We start from the raw sequence: 15,373 nt of genomic DNA, 5'->3' as shown, positions 1-15,373 counted from the left end.
ACTCCATTTACTAGATTAAACCATATAATGGCCCACCACGTCTCCCTAACTCTTTAATCTTGTTTATAACATCTGGATCTTCTTCTAAAACTGGTGCGTGATATTTTTTTAACCTTGCATCTATAATAATTGGTCCATTGCAACCCCAATGCTTACATCTAATAAATGAATCTACGCCATATATATCTGTTGCAGGATCTGAACGGGTAAATGTGACCCACAAAAAATTATCCCAATTTTTGGTTGTAAAATCCACATCATCTACAACCACAATAAAACAGATTCCCCTAAGATCCTGTCCTTTTAAACACTCTGCTAACTCTATTATTGCTGGATCCTGTGTGTCCCTCTCCAGATTATGAGAAGGGCCTTTTATTACCAGAATAGACTTAAAAAATATTTTTGGATTATAAAATCCTTTTGCAAGGTGTAAATCATTCTTTAGATGAGACACAAGAGTCCTTTTTTTATTACCTGCAACTGAGATTATTACCTTTGATCCCTGATTTAAACTAATTCCCGAATAATCCAGGGTATCCATTGTTGTCCTGGTAATAAAGTGGAGATCTCTTGCTGGATCTAGCCTTTCCATTATATGTGTAAAAAAATATGGAATATCCTTTGTTGTGAGATGGGGATCATCTTCTTTTGCAGCAATAAAAACATATTTTGACAAAGATGTTTGTGTATTGCCCAAAATAGACATTGCTGCTGTTAATATTTCTTGGGGAATCCTTTTGTCTTGAAAGGGAACATAACTTTCCCTGGAAATTGCAAGTAGCAATGGATGTACCCCTGCTGCATCCACTGCATGTACTTCATAAGCTCCACTAAAAACCTTGTCAACAAAAGGAGCTACAATTTCATGTATCACTTCTCCGATTATTGAATCCTCTTGAGGTGGTCTTCCAACTGTTGTAAATGGCCAAATAGGATTTTTTTTATTGGAATAGACCTTTTGGACATGAAGGACTGGAAATTCATGTACCAGGCTGTAGTATCCAAGATGGTCACCAAAGGGCCCTTCTTTTTTTGTTTCTTTGCCATTTACATAACCTGATATACAAAAATCTGCATTAACTGGTATTGGCAAAGATCCCTTGGGCCTGATAAATCTTATCCTATGCCCGGCCATTATTGATGCAAAAAACACCTCTGGCATACCTTGGGGAAGGGGCATAATAGCACTAAATGTCATTGCAGGCGGACCCCCAACAAAGATATTTACTTTAAATTTCTCGCCCATTGAAATGGCCTTTTGGTGGTGATAGGCAATCCCTCTATGTATTTGATAGTGAAGACCAACTTCTTTATTTTCAATAAATTGATTGCCCTTTAACTGGATTCTATACATTCCAAGATTGGAATTTTTAAAACCACCCTTTGTAGGGTCTTCACTATATACCTGCGGAAGGGTTATGTATCCACCCCCATCCATGGGCCAGGATTTAAGATAAGGAAGATCACATATTTTGCATGTATTAAAAAACTCATGAATATCTTTTTTTATAACTTTAGGCCTTATACATAACCCCATTTTAAAGATATAAAACCATGCCTTTGGATCCTTTATAAGGGTTTTAGGGTCTTTGACAATTTTTAAAACCTTATCCCATGTTTTAAAAAAATCTCTGAAGATGTATTTTATTCTTTTTTTTGTGCCAAAGAGGTTCCCTACCATTGGAAATTTCGTTCCTTTTACTTTAGTAAACAAAATAGCAGGGCCGCCTTTTCTAAAGACCCTTCTATGGATTGCAGCAATTTCTAAGTTTGGATCAACTTCTATATCTATTACAACAAGATCTTTATTTTTGTATAAATCCTTAATACAGGAATTTAAATCTCTGTATCCCATGGCTAAATATCAATATACATATCTGTTTTTTTTATTTTATTTTTCATCCACCCCTTTAAATATTCTTTAAATATTTCCCGAGATGTAGGTACCAACATACAAATACCAAGGACATCTGTTATAAGTCCTGGGGTAAGTAGCAAAATACCTGCTACAAAAATCAAAAATGCATCAACTAATTCTTCTGTTGGCATAATACCCTGATACATATTTTCCCTGATCTTGTATAAAGTTCTGAGCCCTTCCCTTTTTGCCAGATATGCCCCAAACACTGCTGTTAATATAACCAGCATAATAGTGTTAAATGGTCCAATTACAGAACCTATTTTTATTAAAAAATAGAGTTCAATTATTGGAACCAGAAAAAAAATTAAAGCTAATTGAAACATAAAAAATCTCCTTTAAGTTTTAAAGTGCAACAATACCTTCTATTTTTACTACTTTTTTGTAAATATCAAAAATTACACAATTGAGGATTAATCCAGGAACAGATGGAATTAAAAATTGTTCCTCTGTACTTTCACCTCTAAAGGCCACTCTTACAAACAAACTTTTTTTGAATCTTCAAATTGCTTATTCCAGGGAAAACCTTCTATTTATTCTATCCTTATTCTCCTTCTGACGCAAATCTGACGCAAATCTGACGCGTCATGTCTCCTATTAGATATTTTTACTTTTGTTGCGTTAAATTGTATGTTATTTAGACCAATCATTCAATGATAAAGTTTCATTCATAAAATTGTCAAAAATAATACAATCAAATGTCAAGACTAATAAAAAATACCTCTATTATTGCTGGTGCCACACTCCTTAGCAGGATACTGGGTTTTTTAAGAGATGTGGTAATTGCCTATTTTCTTGGCACCAGTGCAATGGCAGATATCTTTTTTGTGGCCTTTAGGGTCCCAAATCTTTTAAGAAGGCTATTTGCTGAAGGCTCCCTCACAATGGCATTTGTCCCTATTTTTAAAAACCTCCAGATAAAAGAAGAGGAAGATTCTGCATTTTGTTTTGCCAGATCTACATTTTATTGGTTACTGTTTGTATTATCCATAATCACAATTTTTGCTATTATTTTTGCCCCATATATCACTTCGTTAATTGCCCCTGGTTTTAAAAACAGGCCTGATGTATTTAATTTCACCACAAAGCTAATCAGGATATGTTTTCCATACATTATCTTTATTTCTGCAGTTGCACTTTGTATGGGAATACTAAATTCACTTGGACATTTTGCATCTCCAGCCCTTGCACCCTGTATTTTAAACATAGTTTTAATTGCAAGTGGCTACATCGCATATGTTAAAAAAATAAATATTTCATTGGCCCTTTCATACGGAGTATTACTCGCTGGTATTCTGCAATTTTTAATGCAACAACCTGTATTAAAAAAATTCAATTTTTCATGGTTTGGAAAGATTGACCTAAAGCATAAGGGACTAAAATTACTTGTAAAACTCATGCTCCCATCTGTGTTTGGGGCCGCAGTATATCAGCTGAATATTGTATTAAATACCATCTTAGCTTCATATCTAGAATCAGGATCAGTCTCTTATCTCTATTATGCTGACAGATTGGTGCAATTTCCCTTGGGGATCTTTGGAGTGGCTGTTAGTGTAGCAGCCCTTCCAGATTTATCAAATCTTGCCGCACAAAAAGATATAACAAAATTCAAACAAACCCTAAACCAGAGCCTTTATTTGATACTCTTTATTTGTCTTCCAGCAACTGCTGGTTTAATAGGATTATCAACTCCGATTATTAAGTTGTTATTTTATCGGGGTGCATTTAACGAATACAGTGTGCATGCCACTTCTCTTTGTCTTATTGCATATGGCCTTGGACTACCAGCATTTAGTTTGGTTAGGACCTTGGTGTCATCATTTTATGCCCTAAAAGACACAAAAACTCCCGCAATTATAGCTTCAATTTGCCTTATTGTTAACCTTGTTAGTGGAGTTTTGCTTATGAAAGGCCTTAAATATTTTGGCCTTGCCTTAGCTGTATCAATTTCATCATGGGTAAATGTGTTACTTTTATCCTATTTGCTCTTTAAAAAGATTGGTCAATGGATTCAAATACAAAAAAAGCTTTTTATTTTTAATATCTTAAGTCTATTTATATATTTATCCTGCCTCAAGCTATCTTCCTTAAACACCCTTTCTATCTTGTCTATACCACTAATTGGGGGTTTGTATCTTTTTATCTGCTCACAAATGGGCATAGAAGAGGCTATGTTTATTTTGAGATTTTTAAAAAAGACAAAATGAACTGATGAGAAATCATTATGATTTGGATAAAATTGTGTAACTAATTAAAAATTTCAGGAATAAAAGACTTTCTAATTCCCAGCCTGTTAAACCATGACGGATGTTTTCTTATGAATTTCCATGAAATTTCTAAATCTTCTCTTGTATGAGGTTCTAAAGTAATTGTTGGAGCTAAGTCTAATAATTCTAATCCTGCAAATAGTTCTGACCATGGGATACTTCCTACTCCAAGTCCAAGATGTTTATCAGCAACTCCATCATTATCATGTAAGTGCAAATGTTTTAAATAAGGTGCCAGGGTCTGTATCCAAAGAGACATATTTTGATACCTTATTCCGCCACTATAGCTTGCCCAATGTCCCACATCAAAACAAAATTTTATATTTATATGGCTAAGCTCAGAAAAAAGGTCTGCTAGAGGTCGTGGATCATATTCCCTTACATTTTCAAGATATATAGGAGGGTGGTCTGGCCACTCATTGTGGACTAATTCCCATGTTTCAACTGCCCTTTTTAACCATGAAGAAAATAGTTCTAGGTAAAGTGGGATAAAATTGGCGTGGGCAACCATGAATTTGGGTTTGTATATTTTAGCTATCTCTAGTGCAGATACAAATCTCTTTCTAGTAGCATTTAAAATATAATCGTCTATACTTCCTGGCTGCAAGTCATGAAAAGGCAAGTGTATTGAACACACAAGACCTGCATTAAATATTTCATTGGCCGTGGCTTTATGCCATTTTTTATCTATTTTCTCTATTGCAATGGCATCTACTCCTAGTTCTGGATTGGCTCTATGGGCAATAAAATATTCAAGATATGTTCTATCCCTGTAGATATATCTTAATGGAAGATTTACAAAATAATTTACCATGAGGATCCTCGCTTTTTTAGATGCCGATTAAACTCACCTTTCCCTTTATCACTCCTAGATTAGAATCTATTGCTATAAAATTAATCTTTTCTCCTTTTTTTAAAAAAATTCCCTCTTTCCACTCAAAGGGAAACCCATTTTTAAGCAACACTATTCTTGTATTTAAGAAAGATGGGATTAAATACACCCTGTATGAACCTTTTGGTAACTCCATTCTACTGAAAGAGTCAAGGGCAATGATAGCCTCTCTCTCTTTATTATAGAAGCTTAAGTAAGTAGGAGGCAAGGAATTTACCAGGATTCTAAAAAACAAATTGGAATGTACACTGTCTTGAGCTACAACATCACAGGACCATGATTTTTTGTTTCTTGAAAAAGTTATATATTTTGAGATAAAAAAATCCCTGTTTAAAATTATTTCTGAATAAAGGTCTTGACCTCTATTTTTTCCTGCTCTTGTTAAATATCCCTTTAAATTTATAACCTCATTTTCTGAGCCATTTAACAGGCCCAATAATACCAACCTATCCCCATTAAAGGCAGAAATTGATTCACCACTTGGAACAAAGAGAACTCTATTATTTAATTGGCAGACAAAAATATCTTCCTGTTCGGAATGATAGGGGATTTGCCTTTTACTCTGTTTTAACTTCCATTTTTTGATTCTTTTGCCGTCTATAGTTAAAATTAAGGATTTAATTTCTCTGTAGGGAAGATAATTCAAGGTAAGAAAATTTAACCATGGGATTTTATTGGATATAAATCCAATTTCTTGATAAAATTTTTCTTTGGTATCTATTTTTATAGAAAAGTTGATATAAGGGGGCAATTCAATACTATTTTTGTTAGTGATCTCTTCATTATTTAAAAATATACTTATTCTTTTAATTTGCTGATTCATCAATTTAAAATAATTTCTTATGTCAGGGATTACTACATCTACCCCTAACTCGGATAAGAGATATTGAGTTGCTCTAAGCTGTACATCTGTCTTCCAGAGAATATTTTTGATATCTTTACTAACTTCAATTGCAAAGGATGGTTTTATCAACTGAGTTAATGTATAATAACTAAATGATTTTTTTTGTTCAGGATATTTGGTATTTGAAGATATTGTATTGGTATTGAATATTTTAAAAGAATAGTGTTTATTTTTAATATAGGAATTTAATTTTGACTTTGCTTTTTTTACAACAGCTTCTAAATTTATACGTTTTTTATATACACTTGTATCAATAATAAATGATTGACCAAATCTCTTTGGATTTCGCAAATTATTTATATATACCGGACTATAGAACCCTGAACCCTCATGCAAGTGAATTAAGCCATCACTAAAGGAGGCAATTAATTTTATTGCCCTAGCGAGGAAATCTTCATAAAATTTTTTATATTCTCTATCAAATCTTCTATTTAAATCTACATTTATACCCCGTATGTTATGTAATAAAGCTAGCACATTAGCCCTTGGGATAATTATTAAATTTCCCTTTTTTACTTTTGCATGACTCAGGATTTCTGCTGTTAATACCCCAGTAATTTCATCTCCCTGAATACCGCCTTGAACTAAAATAGTCGGCCCTTCTATGTCACCTTTTAAAAAATAACATCTTAAAGGAAAACTGGTATTTTTAAAAAACACTATTTGTTTTATACTAGATGCACAACACTTTTGTACATATGTAAATAATATTAAAAGCAAAAAAATAACTAATTTTTTTATAGCACTTTTTATAGCGGAAACCATCTCTCTTCAATTATCTTGTAAGAATTTTTAAATGGATATACTATTAAAATTTTATTGCCTATATCCTTATGATTGTTACTTACATATTTTTGTATAAATTTTATCAAAAAACCCTTTTTATGTAGTACTATATTAATATTTTTAAAAGAGATTTTGATGTTACCTGATTTTCTCCAAATACTTTTTTTATGTTTAATAATGGAATTTAATCCAATATATGAATTTTGTATTGCATTTTTATCATAATAATTTGCATAGACAATATCATTTTTATGTTCCCATGCAGATTTCCATTTTTTTAAAAAAGCTACTAACCTATCTGAATGATAGGTCAAATATTCAGCATCTAAATTAATTGGCATCTGAATCCATTCGGACGCAACTATTTTAAATTGACCGTTTATTTTCATCCAATAGAGTCTTTTAAGTCCTTTAGATGTGAATACTGGACTTCTATATAATTCAAAAAATGAAGTTACATAATAATATGGCCCTGGAATTATATTTAATTGAGATATAAAAATATCAATCCATTTGTATCGAGAAAAAGTAGTTTGTTTTTTGGCCATAAATGCTTTAAAAGAGAGACGGCTTGTCTTACTAAAAGAAAGAGGGTCATAATAAGTAAAAAAAAACTTATCTTTGTTTTTCCAATGGGTTATCCACTTAAATAATCTTTCTTTTAAGATATTAATCTCTTTTTGTATTTTTTTGTCCTTTGGTTTAATAAAAATATGTGATGCAATTAAAACAGGAGTATATTTTAGTTTTAGGTATTTCTCTATTTTTTTTAAATTTTCTGTTTTAACAGCTATACAGCCTCTAGTATCGTAGGGCACTAATTTTTTTCCCCTACCATGGAGCCATATACCTTTTCCATCTTTATCAAACAATCTATCTACTGGATTTGGATAATTTGTTGCATAAGCCAAATTTCCATATAAAGATACATCCAGGGGCCTTTTTACTTTTCTTGTTATAAAATAAATACCTTCAGGAGTTTTTTCGTCACCTTGAAGGAATTTATCTCCACTATTTGAACCAGTGGAACAGCACATTTGGCTTATAATATTTAGGGAGCCGTTATATCCCAGCAAAAAAAGGCGCTGTTTGCTTTTATCAACTGCAATAAGATAGGTTGGAAGATGTTTTTGGGGTATTAAGATGATTGATTGAGCTGGACTAAATTGCACATACAAAAAAATAAATATGATAATACCAATAATTTTCAATCTCTTTCTATTCATTTGGAACAACGAAATTTAAACTCTAAAAGAAGCTAGCTTGAATAAATCTTCCCTTGTAAAAATAGAAATCAATTTTATACCATTTTCCTCAATATTTTTTTTTCCACCTTCTTGTCTGTCTAAAATGCAAAAAATGTGGTTAACCTCAAGATTTACTTCTTTAATTCGTTCACAAGCAAGTAAAGCACTTCCTCCTGTGGTAATCACATCTTCTAACACAACAACCCTTTGACCAGCTTTAAAATTTTTAAGTCCTTCTACATAATTTTGCATTCCATGTGCTTTTGGCTTTTTTCTCACAATTAATCCAGGTAAAGGTCTTCCTTCTAAATAAGATACAACAGTTACTGCTGTTACCAGAGGATCTCCCCCTAAGCTCATGCCTGCTACGCCTTGAACATCCTCAGGCAACATTTTAAAAAACAGTTTTCCAATTATATAACTCCCTTCTGGATGGAGGGATGTTGGCTTACAATCAAAATAATAATTGCTCTTTTTCCCAGAAGTCAGAGTTACTTGCTTTTCAATATAAGATTTTTCTATAAGTAATTTTGCAAGTCTTTTTTTTAACTCTTCCATCTCTCTTTTCTCAGACAATATTTTACTATAAAGCTAACTAAATTATTTTATTTTTTAATCTTCAAAGACCCTTTTAAATATTTCATCTTCATATCTTAAATAATAATTTACATCAAAGAGGGCGTCTATTTCGTCCTTGCTTAAATATTTTGTAATGTCTGGATCATTTTTTACTAAGTCATATAAGAGCACCTTTTCATTCCATGCTTTAAGGGCCTGCCTTTGAACCATTTCATAGGCCTCTTGTCTTTTTAATCCTTTTTCTATTAAGGCAATAAGGATGCGCTGGGAAAAGAACAGACCAAAAGATAAGTAGAGATTTTTCTCCATGTTTTCTTTATTTATCTTTAGATTTTTTAAAACATTAATCAGACGATTCAACATGTAATCTATTAATATTGTAGAATCAGGCATTATGACCCGTTCAACAGAGGAGTGGGAGATATCCCTTTCATGCCACAGGGCCATGTTTTCTAAGGCTGCAAGGGAATTTGTCCTGACCAACCTGGCAAGGCCACATAGGTTTTCTGCAGATATAGGATTTTTTTTATGGGGCATAGCAGAAGAGCCCTTTTGTCCCTTAGAAAAACCTTCCTCTACTTCAAGGACTTCAGTCCTTTGTAAATGTCTTAACTCTAAAGCGAGCCTTTCAATGGTCCCACCAATTTGGGCCAGGACACTAAAATAAAAAGCATATCTATCCCTTTGGATTATTTGAGTTGATATTGGATCTACTTCAAGTCCCAATATTTCACATGCTATTTTTTCCACTTCAGGGAGCAGGTGGGCATAGGTCCCAACTGCCCCTGAAATTTTTCCCACACTGATTTCTTTTAGTGCCTGTTTCCATCTATCCCTTTGTCTTTTAAATTCAGCATAAAAAGTAGCTAATTTTAATCCAAAACTGGTAGGTTCTGCATGAACTCCGTGGGTTCGTCCAATCATCACCAGTGATTTGTATTTATAAGCCATCTCTTTTAACTGGGAGAGTATAGCTTCTATATCCTTTAAAATAATCTCTCCAGCCTGCCTAAGCAGCAGACTATTTGCTGTATCGACTATATCTGAAGATGTGCATCCAAGATGAATGTACCGAGATGCTGAACCCACCTTTTCTTCAACTGCTGTTAAAAAGGCAATTACATCGTGTTTTGTAATTTCTTCTATTTCCAGGATTCTTTGCAGGTCAAAATCGGCCTTTGCTCTAATTTCTTCAATATCTTTTGTGGGAATGTAACCAAGTTTGTGCCAGGCTTCACAAACAGCCAGTTCTACTTCAAGCCACTTTCTAAATTTATTTTCTAGTGACCAAATATTTCCAAATTCTTTTCTGGTATATCTTTCAATCATAAGTAATGCCTTTTATTTATTACTTTGTGTAGCTTGGGTTGAAGTAGTTGAAGTACTACTACTCTGCTCAGTTCCTGTTTTTGGTTTTGTTCCATTTCCATCCTTACCATTTCCCTTACTAGATGTCTTGGGCCTTGCATAGTCTGTTACATACCAGCCTGAGCCCTTTAAAATAAAGGATGTATTAGAAATGAGCCTCTTGGCCTTTGCGCCACATACAGTACAAACAACATCTCTTTCTTTAAAATCCTTTTGCCATTGTTCAAACCTGTGTCCACAAGATGTGCACTCATATTCATAAATGGGCATGATCTCTCACCTCCTTGTGAAAAATTTTTTTAAAAACTATACATATTTTAGGATTTATATAAATGTCGTGCCTTGATCCATGTCTTTTTAAGTAACAACCGGCTTTCACTAATTCTTTAATAAATTCTTTTCGTTTCACACTTGTATTTCCAGCTCTTTTTTAAATACTTTTTCTGAGGGTAAAAAATCTTCTTCAGACATCATAAGCTGATATACCTCTTTTATGTTTTCTTCTAACTCTTCAAGAGTTTCTCCTTGGCTGAATACACCAGGTACTTCTTTTAATTTCCCTACATACCAACCTTCGTCAATCCAATATTCAAGTGTAAATCGTTTTCTCATAATTTTATTCTTTCCTTCAAATAAATTCCATAAATTTCAATCCTATTGGGCGTTCAAAGTCGAATACTATATCCACATCACTATTTGGCCCTGCTGAATCCCTTACTACAGAACCAAAAATACCTATTTGGCGAATTCCATATTGCTTTGCTAAAAAGCCATATTGCTCTTTAATTTTTTTTTACTATTTTAGCTCTATTTTCCATGACGCTTTTATTTACTTGTATAGGCTGCCCTTATTTTACTATTTTGTCACGAATTTTTAGCAGCCTTTGCCTCTTTGATTCTCAGCTTTAGTCTCTTTCTCCTTCTCCTCCTCCTGCGATCAAGTTCTTTTCTCCTTTCAATTTTTTTGTGTCTGGCCATAATGATTTATCCTCCTTGGTATAATTTGGGTGGAAATCAAGTCAATATCAGCTAAGTTATTAATTGTCTAGGGTTAGATATTAACCAATTCATATTTTCTTTGACCTACCCCTAATTTTTCAGCATATTCTAGCAGATATTCTCCCATGGTGTGGGGATGGACAGCCTTAAATTTGTCTAGGTGTTTAGTGGGATCCTCTTTGTATTGACCCACGTTTGTTGCTATTGCTTGATTTACCATGTCAAGGCTTGCTTTATCAACAGCTACAGGGTCATAGGAAGCTACAACACCTATATCAGGACAAATTGGTGCATCGCTAAACCCTGCACAGTCACATAAAGGAGAGACATTCATAATAAAGTTTATATGGATAATTGGTTTTTTAAAATTAGAAATAAATGCTGCAAAGTATTCTGTGAGTCTTTCTAAAAAGACCTTTACATCTACTTTCCAGTCTATATATATTGCATTATTTCTACATGCTAAAAGACAGTTGGCACAACCAACACATTTTTCATTGTCAATTACTATCTTATTTTCATCATCTAAAGAAAGGGCTTTGGCCTGGCAAGACTCTATGCACCTGCCGCATCCAACGCAATTTTCTCTTTTAACTTTTAGTCCAAGACCTCTATGTTGCTGCATTTTTCCTTTTCTTGAAGCACACCCCATACCTATATTTTTAATTGCACCACCAAAACCAGTTAATTCATGCCCTTTAAAATGGCTTAAATTTACCATTGCATCTGTTTCAAAAAAATCTTTTCCAAAATAATATTTTTCAAAGTGTTTCCCTTGATAATTTAAAACAATCTCATTAGTACTCTTTAACCCATCTGCTATGATAACTGGAGCTCCAACAATAGCAGGATCAAACCCGTGTTTAGTTGCCCTTAAAACATGCGAAACCGCCTCTCCTCTATCTCCAACATAAAGAGTGTTTGTGTCAGTTAAAAAACATTTTGCCCCGCTTTTTTTCAGGATTTTCACAATAGGTTGTACCCAGATAGGAGATATAAAACTTGTTGTCCCCTTTTCTCCAAAATGCATTTTAATTGCAACCAGATCCTTGGATTCTATTTTTTCTAAAAATCCAGCGGTGCTTAATAATTTTTTTATTTTTTTCTCATAAGGTGCCTTAAATGATGTCCTTAAGTTCCAGAAAAATACTTGACTAGCCATAATATCTCCCCCTGTTTTTTAATTTTTTTATCAAAAAAACCAGATAATTTTTTTACAAAAGATATCCTCTTTATATTTACATTAAACCTTTTTAATTCATTAATTATTTGATTTTGTTTTCTTAAAAAAAGGTCCTTTTCTCTGGTTAATACATGGAGGTTGTATTCTCCATTTATTATCCTTATTCTAAAATTCTGAAGTTCCAACCCTAAAATATAACTCTCGGCCCTATTTAAACAATTTAAAATCTTTGGATCAATCTTTGTATTATAAGGAAATCTTGTTAAAAGGCATGGTCTTACCGGGAATCTATCGACAGGCAGGCCTAACTCAGATCCTAAGCTATAAATTTCTTTCTTTGACATGCCAACTAAGTTGTAAGGACTTATAACTTTTAATTCTTTTAATGCCTCTATACCAGGTCTGTATTCTTTGTAATCATCCACATGTGAGCCTTCAATTATGGTTCTGCTTTGAGTTCTTTCCTTTATCTGGCTAAATAAATATTTTTTACAAAAATAACATCTCTTTTTATGGTTCTCTTTAACTTCTTTTAATTCTAATAAATTAATTTCAAACTCAGAATAATCAATGTTGATATTTTTAAAAATTTCTCTTGCCCACTTCTGTTCATAATGAGTCATGTGGTTTCCTCTAAAAAAAATTCCTGTAAAGTCAAGATTATGTACAGTTATAAATTTTGCCAGCACCGCGCTGTCCAGTCCGCCTGAGATTGCTATAATTCCAGGCTGCAAGGTTTGAAGAATTTTTTTTAATTTATTAATTTTGGAGTGGATGTCCATAATTTTGAATTTAAATCAACCTATAGATATAGTCTAGACAAAATTTTCAAGTTTAAATATAGCTCTAGCATTAATCTTTTATATCCTCTTTTTTTCCATCTAAAAGAGTAATCCCATGAAGTCTTTCTTTTATTGAAAAATTCACATTGCTTAAAAAAAAATTTGTTGGTATAATTTAAATATAACGAATTTTTTATAGGAGATTAGGGTATAAAATAAAAATTAAGAGAATACTAGCAGGGAACAGGATTAAAAAAAAATTTGTATTGTTAAACAAGGCAATAGCCAGATAAATTTAAAGGAGGAGGCCGAAAATGAGACAGGTAACAGTTGTAGAACACCTGCTACTCCATCAAAAGCAGGTCCCCATGGCCACTGGTCGTTTTACGCGACTTTTAAACGAACTTATCTTGTCTGCAAAAATAATCTCAAGAGAAGTAAACAAGGCTGGGTTGGTGGATATTTTAGGGTATACTGGAGACAAAAATGTCCATGGAGAGGAGGTAACCAGATTAGATGAATATGCCCATAGAGTGATAGTTCACAGGATGCAAAGGGCTGGGGTCTTATGTGCAATGGCTTCAGAGGAGCACGCTGACATAATCCAGATACCACATGGCCTGCCTGTTGGAGATTATTTTCTTGTTTTTGATCCCCTAGATGGATCTTCAAATATTGAGGCAAATGTTAATATTGGAACTATCTTTTCCATATATAGGGCCAAAAAAGAAAGGGTTGGACCAGAGGTGGAACTAAGCGATGTGCTCCAAAAAGGAATAGAGCAGGTAGCTGCAGGCTATTTCATATATGGACCTTCTACAATGATGGTTTATACTACAAAAGATGGAGGAGTTCATGGTTTTACCCTGGACCCCACAGTGGGCGAGTTTTTACTTTCCCATCCAGATATCAGAATTCCTGAACAGGGCAAAATATATTCAGTGAACGAGGCATACTGGAACTACTGGGATGGCACTACCCAAAAAGTAGTATCTACTTTTAAAGATCCAAATAGTGATTTAGGTAGATTGTACAGTTTGAGATACATAGGGTCTTTAGTTGCTGATTTTCACAGAACTCTTTTATATGGCGGAATATTTATGTATCCTGCAGACTACAGGGATCCAAAAAAGCCCAGAGGAAAGCTCAGATTACTATATGAGGCCTCACCACTTGCCATGGTGGTAGAGCATGCAGGTGGAATGGCCACTGATGGATATAACCGTATTTTAGACATAGAACCCCAGGAATTGCATCAAAGAACCCCACTTTTTATAGGCTCCAAAAAAGAGGTGGAGAAAGTTAGAGAAATATATAAAGAAACCAAAGGTGAGTAATCAACTCCCATGACTATATATCTTGGAATTGAAACATCCTGCGATGAAACTGGAGTAGCAATTTTAGAAGACGAAAAAATTATTTGTGAGAAACTTTTGTCCCAGGAAGACATTCACGCAATTTATGGTGGTGTTGTCCCGGAAATCGCCTCAAGAAATCACCTGGAAGCTATCCCTATTTTGTTTAAAGAAACCCTTAAGGAAGCTTCGTTATCTCCTGAACAAATTGATGTTGTTTGTGTAGCAAGGGGGCCTGGGCTAATGGGTAGTCTCCTCGTTGGTCTTGGATTTGCCAAAGGATTATGTCTTTCTCTAAATACCCCCCTAATTGGAGTAAATCATCTTCATGCCCATCTTCTTGCATGTCTTATTGAAAATAGAATTGAATTTCCAGCACTCGGCCTCCTTATCTCAGGGGGCCATACTCAGATATATAAAATCCTCGATCCAATAAATTTTGAATTATTAGGCAAGACTCTAGATGATGCAGTAGGTGAAGCATTTGACAAGACTGCTAAATTGCTTAATCTTCCCTATCCTGGAGGTAAATATATAGACACTTTAGCTAATCTTACTACTCCTGATCCAAAAATATTCCCCCTTCCTTATATAGACAATGATAATTTAGATTTTAGTTTTAGCGGACTCAAAACCGCTGTTCTCAATTTTTTAAATAATCACCCAGAGATTAGATTAAAAAAAATGCCAACCCAATTAGACATAGACCAGATAAGTAAGTCCAGCCCCTTTATATGTAAAATATGCTCATCCTTTAATCATTGTGTAGCAAAGACCCTGGAGATAAAACTTGACAGGGCTTTAAAAAAAATTAAGGAAATAAAGTCAATTTTGGTGGCTGGAGGAGTTGCTGCCAATTCTATAATTAGAAAATATTTACTACAGCTTGGTGTAAAGCATTCGCTTCCTGTATATTTCCCAGAAAAAAGATTTTGTACTGATAATGGAGTTATGATAGCCTATGCTGGCAAGATCTTATTTGAAAATGGATATGTTCACCCCCTTGATATAGATGCTATCCCCAGGGGAAGAACCATCCCTTTTGACTATTCAAAAAAACAGGAGTTGACAATTAACACCTGTTATTAATATC

15 protein-coding genes are annotated in these 15,373 nt (G+C 33.7%); 3 read left to right on the top strand and 12 right to left on the bottom strand.

The features are described from left to right. Positions 1–10 precede the first annotated feature (10 nt). Positions 11–1,855: a UbiD family decarboxylase gene (locus ACYQ1E_RS10115; protein WP_459878878.1), complete on the bottom strand. Its 1,845-nt coding sequence runs from the start codon at positions 1,853–1,855 to the stop codon at positions 11–13. Between the two features lie 2 nt (positions 1,856–1,857). Then, complete coding sequence (locus ACYQ1E_RS10110; RefSeq protein ID WP_459878876.1) at positions 1,858–2,244, bottom strand: FxsA family protein; 387 nt, start codon at positions 2,242–2,244, stop codon at positions 1,858–1,860. 372 nt (positions 2,245–2,616) lie between these two features. Between ACYQ1E_RS10110 and murJ the strand changes: the two genes are divergently transcribed. Continuing rightward, the gene (gene murJ, locus ACYQ1E_RS10105) at positions 2,617–4,125 is read left to right on the top strand and encodes a murein biosynthesis integral membrane protein MurJ (RefSeq protein ID WP_459878874.1); all 1,509 of its coding nucleotides are present in this window, start codon (positions 2,617–2,619) and stop codon (positions 4,123–4,125) included. Between the two features lie 40 nt (positions 4,126–4,165). On the opposite strand, the gene ACYQ1E_RS10100 is transcribed toward murJ, so the two are convergent. From ACYQ1E_RS10100 to larE, 10 genes are all read right to left on the bottom strand, one after another. Continuing rightward, positions 4,166–4,999: a sugar phosphate isomerase/epimerase family protein gene (locus ACYQ1E_RS10100; protein ID WP_459878872.1), complete on the bottom strand. Its 834-nt coding sequence runs from the start codon at positions 4,997–4,999 to the stop codon at positions 4,166–4,168. A 16-nt stretch (positions 5,000–5,015) separates the two neighbouring features. Beyond that, positions 5,016–6,746, bottom strand: a complete 1,731-nt coding sequence (locus tag ACYQ1E_RS10095; RefSeq protein ID WP_459878870.1) for a M99 family carboxypeptidase catalytic domain-containing protein — start codon at positions 6,744–6,746, stop codon at positions 5,016–5,018. Continuing rightward, entirely contained in the window at positions 6,731–7,993 is a 1,263-nt protein-coding gene (locus ACYQ1E_RS10090; RefSeq protein WP_459878868.1) for a L,D-transpeptidase family protein, read from the bottom strand. The genes ACYQ1E_RS10095 and ACYQ1E_RS10090 overlap by 16 nt, the downstream gene beginning before the upstream one ends. A 15-nt stretch (positions 7,994–8,008) precedes the next feature. Beyond that, on the bottom strand, positions 8,009–8,572 hold the full coding sequence (gene pyrE / locus ACYQ1E_RS10085) for an orotate phosphoribosyltransferase (RefSeq protein ID WP_459878866.1): 564 nt from the start codon (positions 8,570–8,572) through the stop codon (positions 8,009–8,011). A gap of 54 nt (positions 8,573–8,626) precedes the next feature. Continuing rightward, positions 8,627–9,922 (bottom strand): adenylosuccinate lyase, encoded by a 1,296-nt coding sequence (purB, locus tag ACYQ1E_RS10080; protein ID WP_459878864.1) that lies wholly within the window; start codon positions 9,920–9,922, stop codon positions 8,627–8,629. A 12-nt stretch (positions 9,923–9,934) separates the two neighbouring features. Next, complete coding sequence (locus ACYQ1E_RS10075) at positions 9,935–10,231, bottom strand: FmdB family zinc ribbon protein (RefSeq protein WP_459878861.1); 297 nt, start codon at positions 10,229–10,231, stop codon at positions 9,935–9,937. A 135-nt stretch (positions 10,232–10,366) separates the two neighbouring features. Next, positions 10,367–10,573 carry a type II toxin-antitoxin system HicB family antitoxin gene (locus ACYQ1E_RS10070; protein WP_459878858.1) on the bottom strand — a complete coding sequence of 69 codons (207 nt, stop codon included), beginning with the start codon at positions 10,571–10,573 and terminating at the stop codon, positions 10,367–10,369. Between the two features lie 16 nt (positions 10,574–10,589). Then, complete coding sequence (locus tag ACYQ1E_RS10065; RefSeq protein ID WP_459879348.1) at positions 10,590–10,748, bottom strand: nucleotidyltransferase family protein; 159 nt, start codon at positions 10,746–10,748, stop codon at positions 10,590–10,592. Positions 10,749–11,012: 264 nt separating this feature from the next. Then, complete coding sequence (locus ACYQ1E_RS10060; protein WP_459878855.1) at positions 11,013–12,122, bottom strand: DUF362 domain-containing protein; 1,110 nt, start codon at positions 12,120–12,122, stop codon at positions 11,013–11,015. Next, entirely contained in the window at positions 12,092–12,925 is an 834-nt protein-coding gene (gene larE, locus ACYQ1E_RS10055; protein WP_459878850.1) for an ATP-dependent sacrificial sulfur transferase LarE, read from the bottom strand. The genes ACYQ1E_RS10060 and larE overlap by 31 nt, the downstream gene beginning before the upstream one ends. A 314-nt stretch (positions 12,926–13,239) precedes the next feature. Here larE and fbp point away from each other — a divergent pair, with 314 nt between their 5' ends. After that, the gene (gene fbp / locus ACYQ1E_RS10050) at positions 13,240–14,262 is read left to right on the top strand and encodes a class 1 fructose-bisphosphatase (RefSeq protein WP_459878843.1); all 1,023 of its coding nucleotides are present in this window, start codon (positions 13,240–13,242) and stop codon (positions 14,260–14,262) included. A 9-nt stretch (positions 14,263–14,271) separates the two neighbouring features. After that, on the top strand, positions 14,272–15,369 hold the full coding sequence (gene tsaD, locus ACYQ1E_RS10045; RefSeq protein WP_459878839.1) for a tRNA (adenosine(37)-N6)-threonylcarbamoyltransferase complex transferase subunit TsaD: 1,098 nt from the start codon (positions 14,272–14,274) through the stop codon (positions 15,367–15,369). Positions 15,370–15,373 lie beyond the last annotated feature (4 nt).

It is taken from the genome of Desulfothermus naphthae (genome assembly GCF_054657475.1).
This window is presented reverse-complemented; position numbering and strand designations above follow the sequence as displayed.

What these genes read in the sequence shown, in the direction of transcription:
- fbp (WP_459878843.1), top strand. Translation starts at nt 13,240, where the DNA reads ATGAGACAGGTAACAGTTGTAGAACACCTGCTACTCCATCAAAAGCAG.
- ACYQ1E_RS10100 (WP_459878872.1), bottom strand. Translation starts at nt 4,999, where the DNA reads ATGGTAAATTATTTTGTAAATCTTCCATTAAGATATATCTACAGGGAT.
- ACYQ1E_RS10090 (WP_459878868.1), bottom strand. Translation starts at nt 7,993, where the DNA reads ATGAATAGAAAGAGATTGAAAATTATTGGTATTATCATATTTATTTTT.
- murJ (WP_459878874.1), top strand. Translation starts at nt 2,617, where the DNA reads ATGTCAAGACTAATAAAAAATACCTCTATTATTGCTGGTGCCACACTC.
- ACYQ1E_RS10095 (WP_459878870.1), bottom strand. Translation starts at nt 6,746, where the DNA reads ATGGTTTCCGCTATAAAAAGTGCTATAAAAAAATTAGTTATTTTTTTG.
- ACYQ1E_RS10110 (WP_459878876.1), bottom strand. Translation starts at nt 2,244, where the DNA reads ATGTTTCAATTAGCTTTAATTTTTTTTCTGGTTCCAATAATTGAACTC.
- ACYQ1E_RS10075 (WP_459878861.1), bottom strand. Translation starts at nt 10,231, where the DNA reads ATGCCCATTTATGAATATGAGTGCACATCTTGTGGACACAGGTTTGAA.
- tsaD (WP_459878839.1), top strand. Translation starts at nt 14,272, where the DNA reads ATGACTATATATCTTGGAATTGAAACATCCTGCGATGAAACTGGAGTA.
- larE (WP_459878850.1), bottom strand. Translation starts at nt 12,925, where the DNA reads ATGGACATCCACTCCAAAATTAATAAATTAAAAAAAATTCTTCAAACC.
- pyrE (WP_459878866.1), bottom strand. Translation starts at nt 8,572, where the DNA reads ATGGAAGAGTTAAAAAAAAGACTTGCAAAATTACTTATAGAAAAATCT.
- ACYQ1E_RS10115 (WP_459878878.1), bottom strand. Translation starts at nt 1,855, where the DNA reads ATGGGATACAGAGATTTAAATTCCTGTATTAAGGATTTATACAAAAAT.
- purB (WP_459878864.1), bottom strand. Translation starts at nt 9,922, where the DNA reads ATGATTGAAAGATATACCAGAAAAGAATTTGGAAATATTTGGTCACTA.
- ACYQ1E_RS10060 (WP_459878855.1), bottom strand. Translation starts at nt 12,122, where the DNA reads ATGGCTAGTCAAGTATTTTTCTGGAACTTAAGGACATCATTTAAGGCA.
- ACYQ1E_RS10070 (WP_459878858.1), bottom strand. Translation starts at nt 10,573, where the DNA reads ATGAGAAAACGATTTACACTTGAATATTGGATTGACGAAGGTTGGTAT.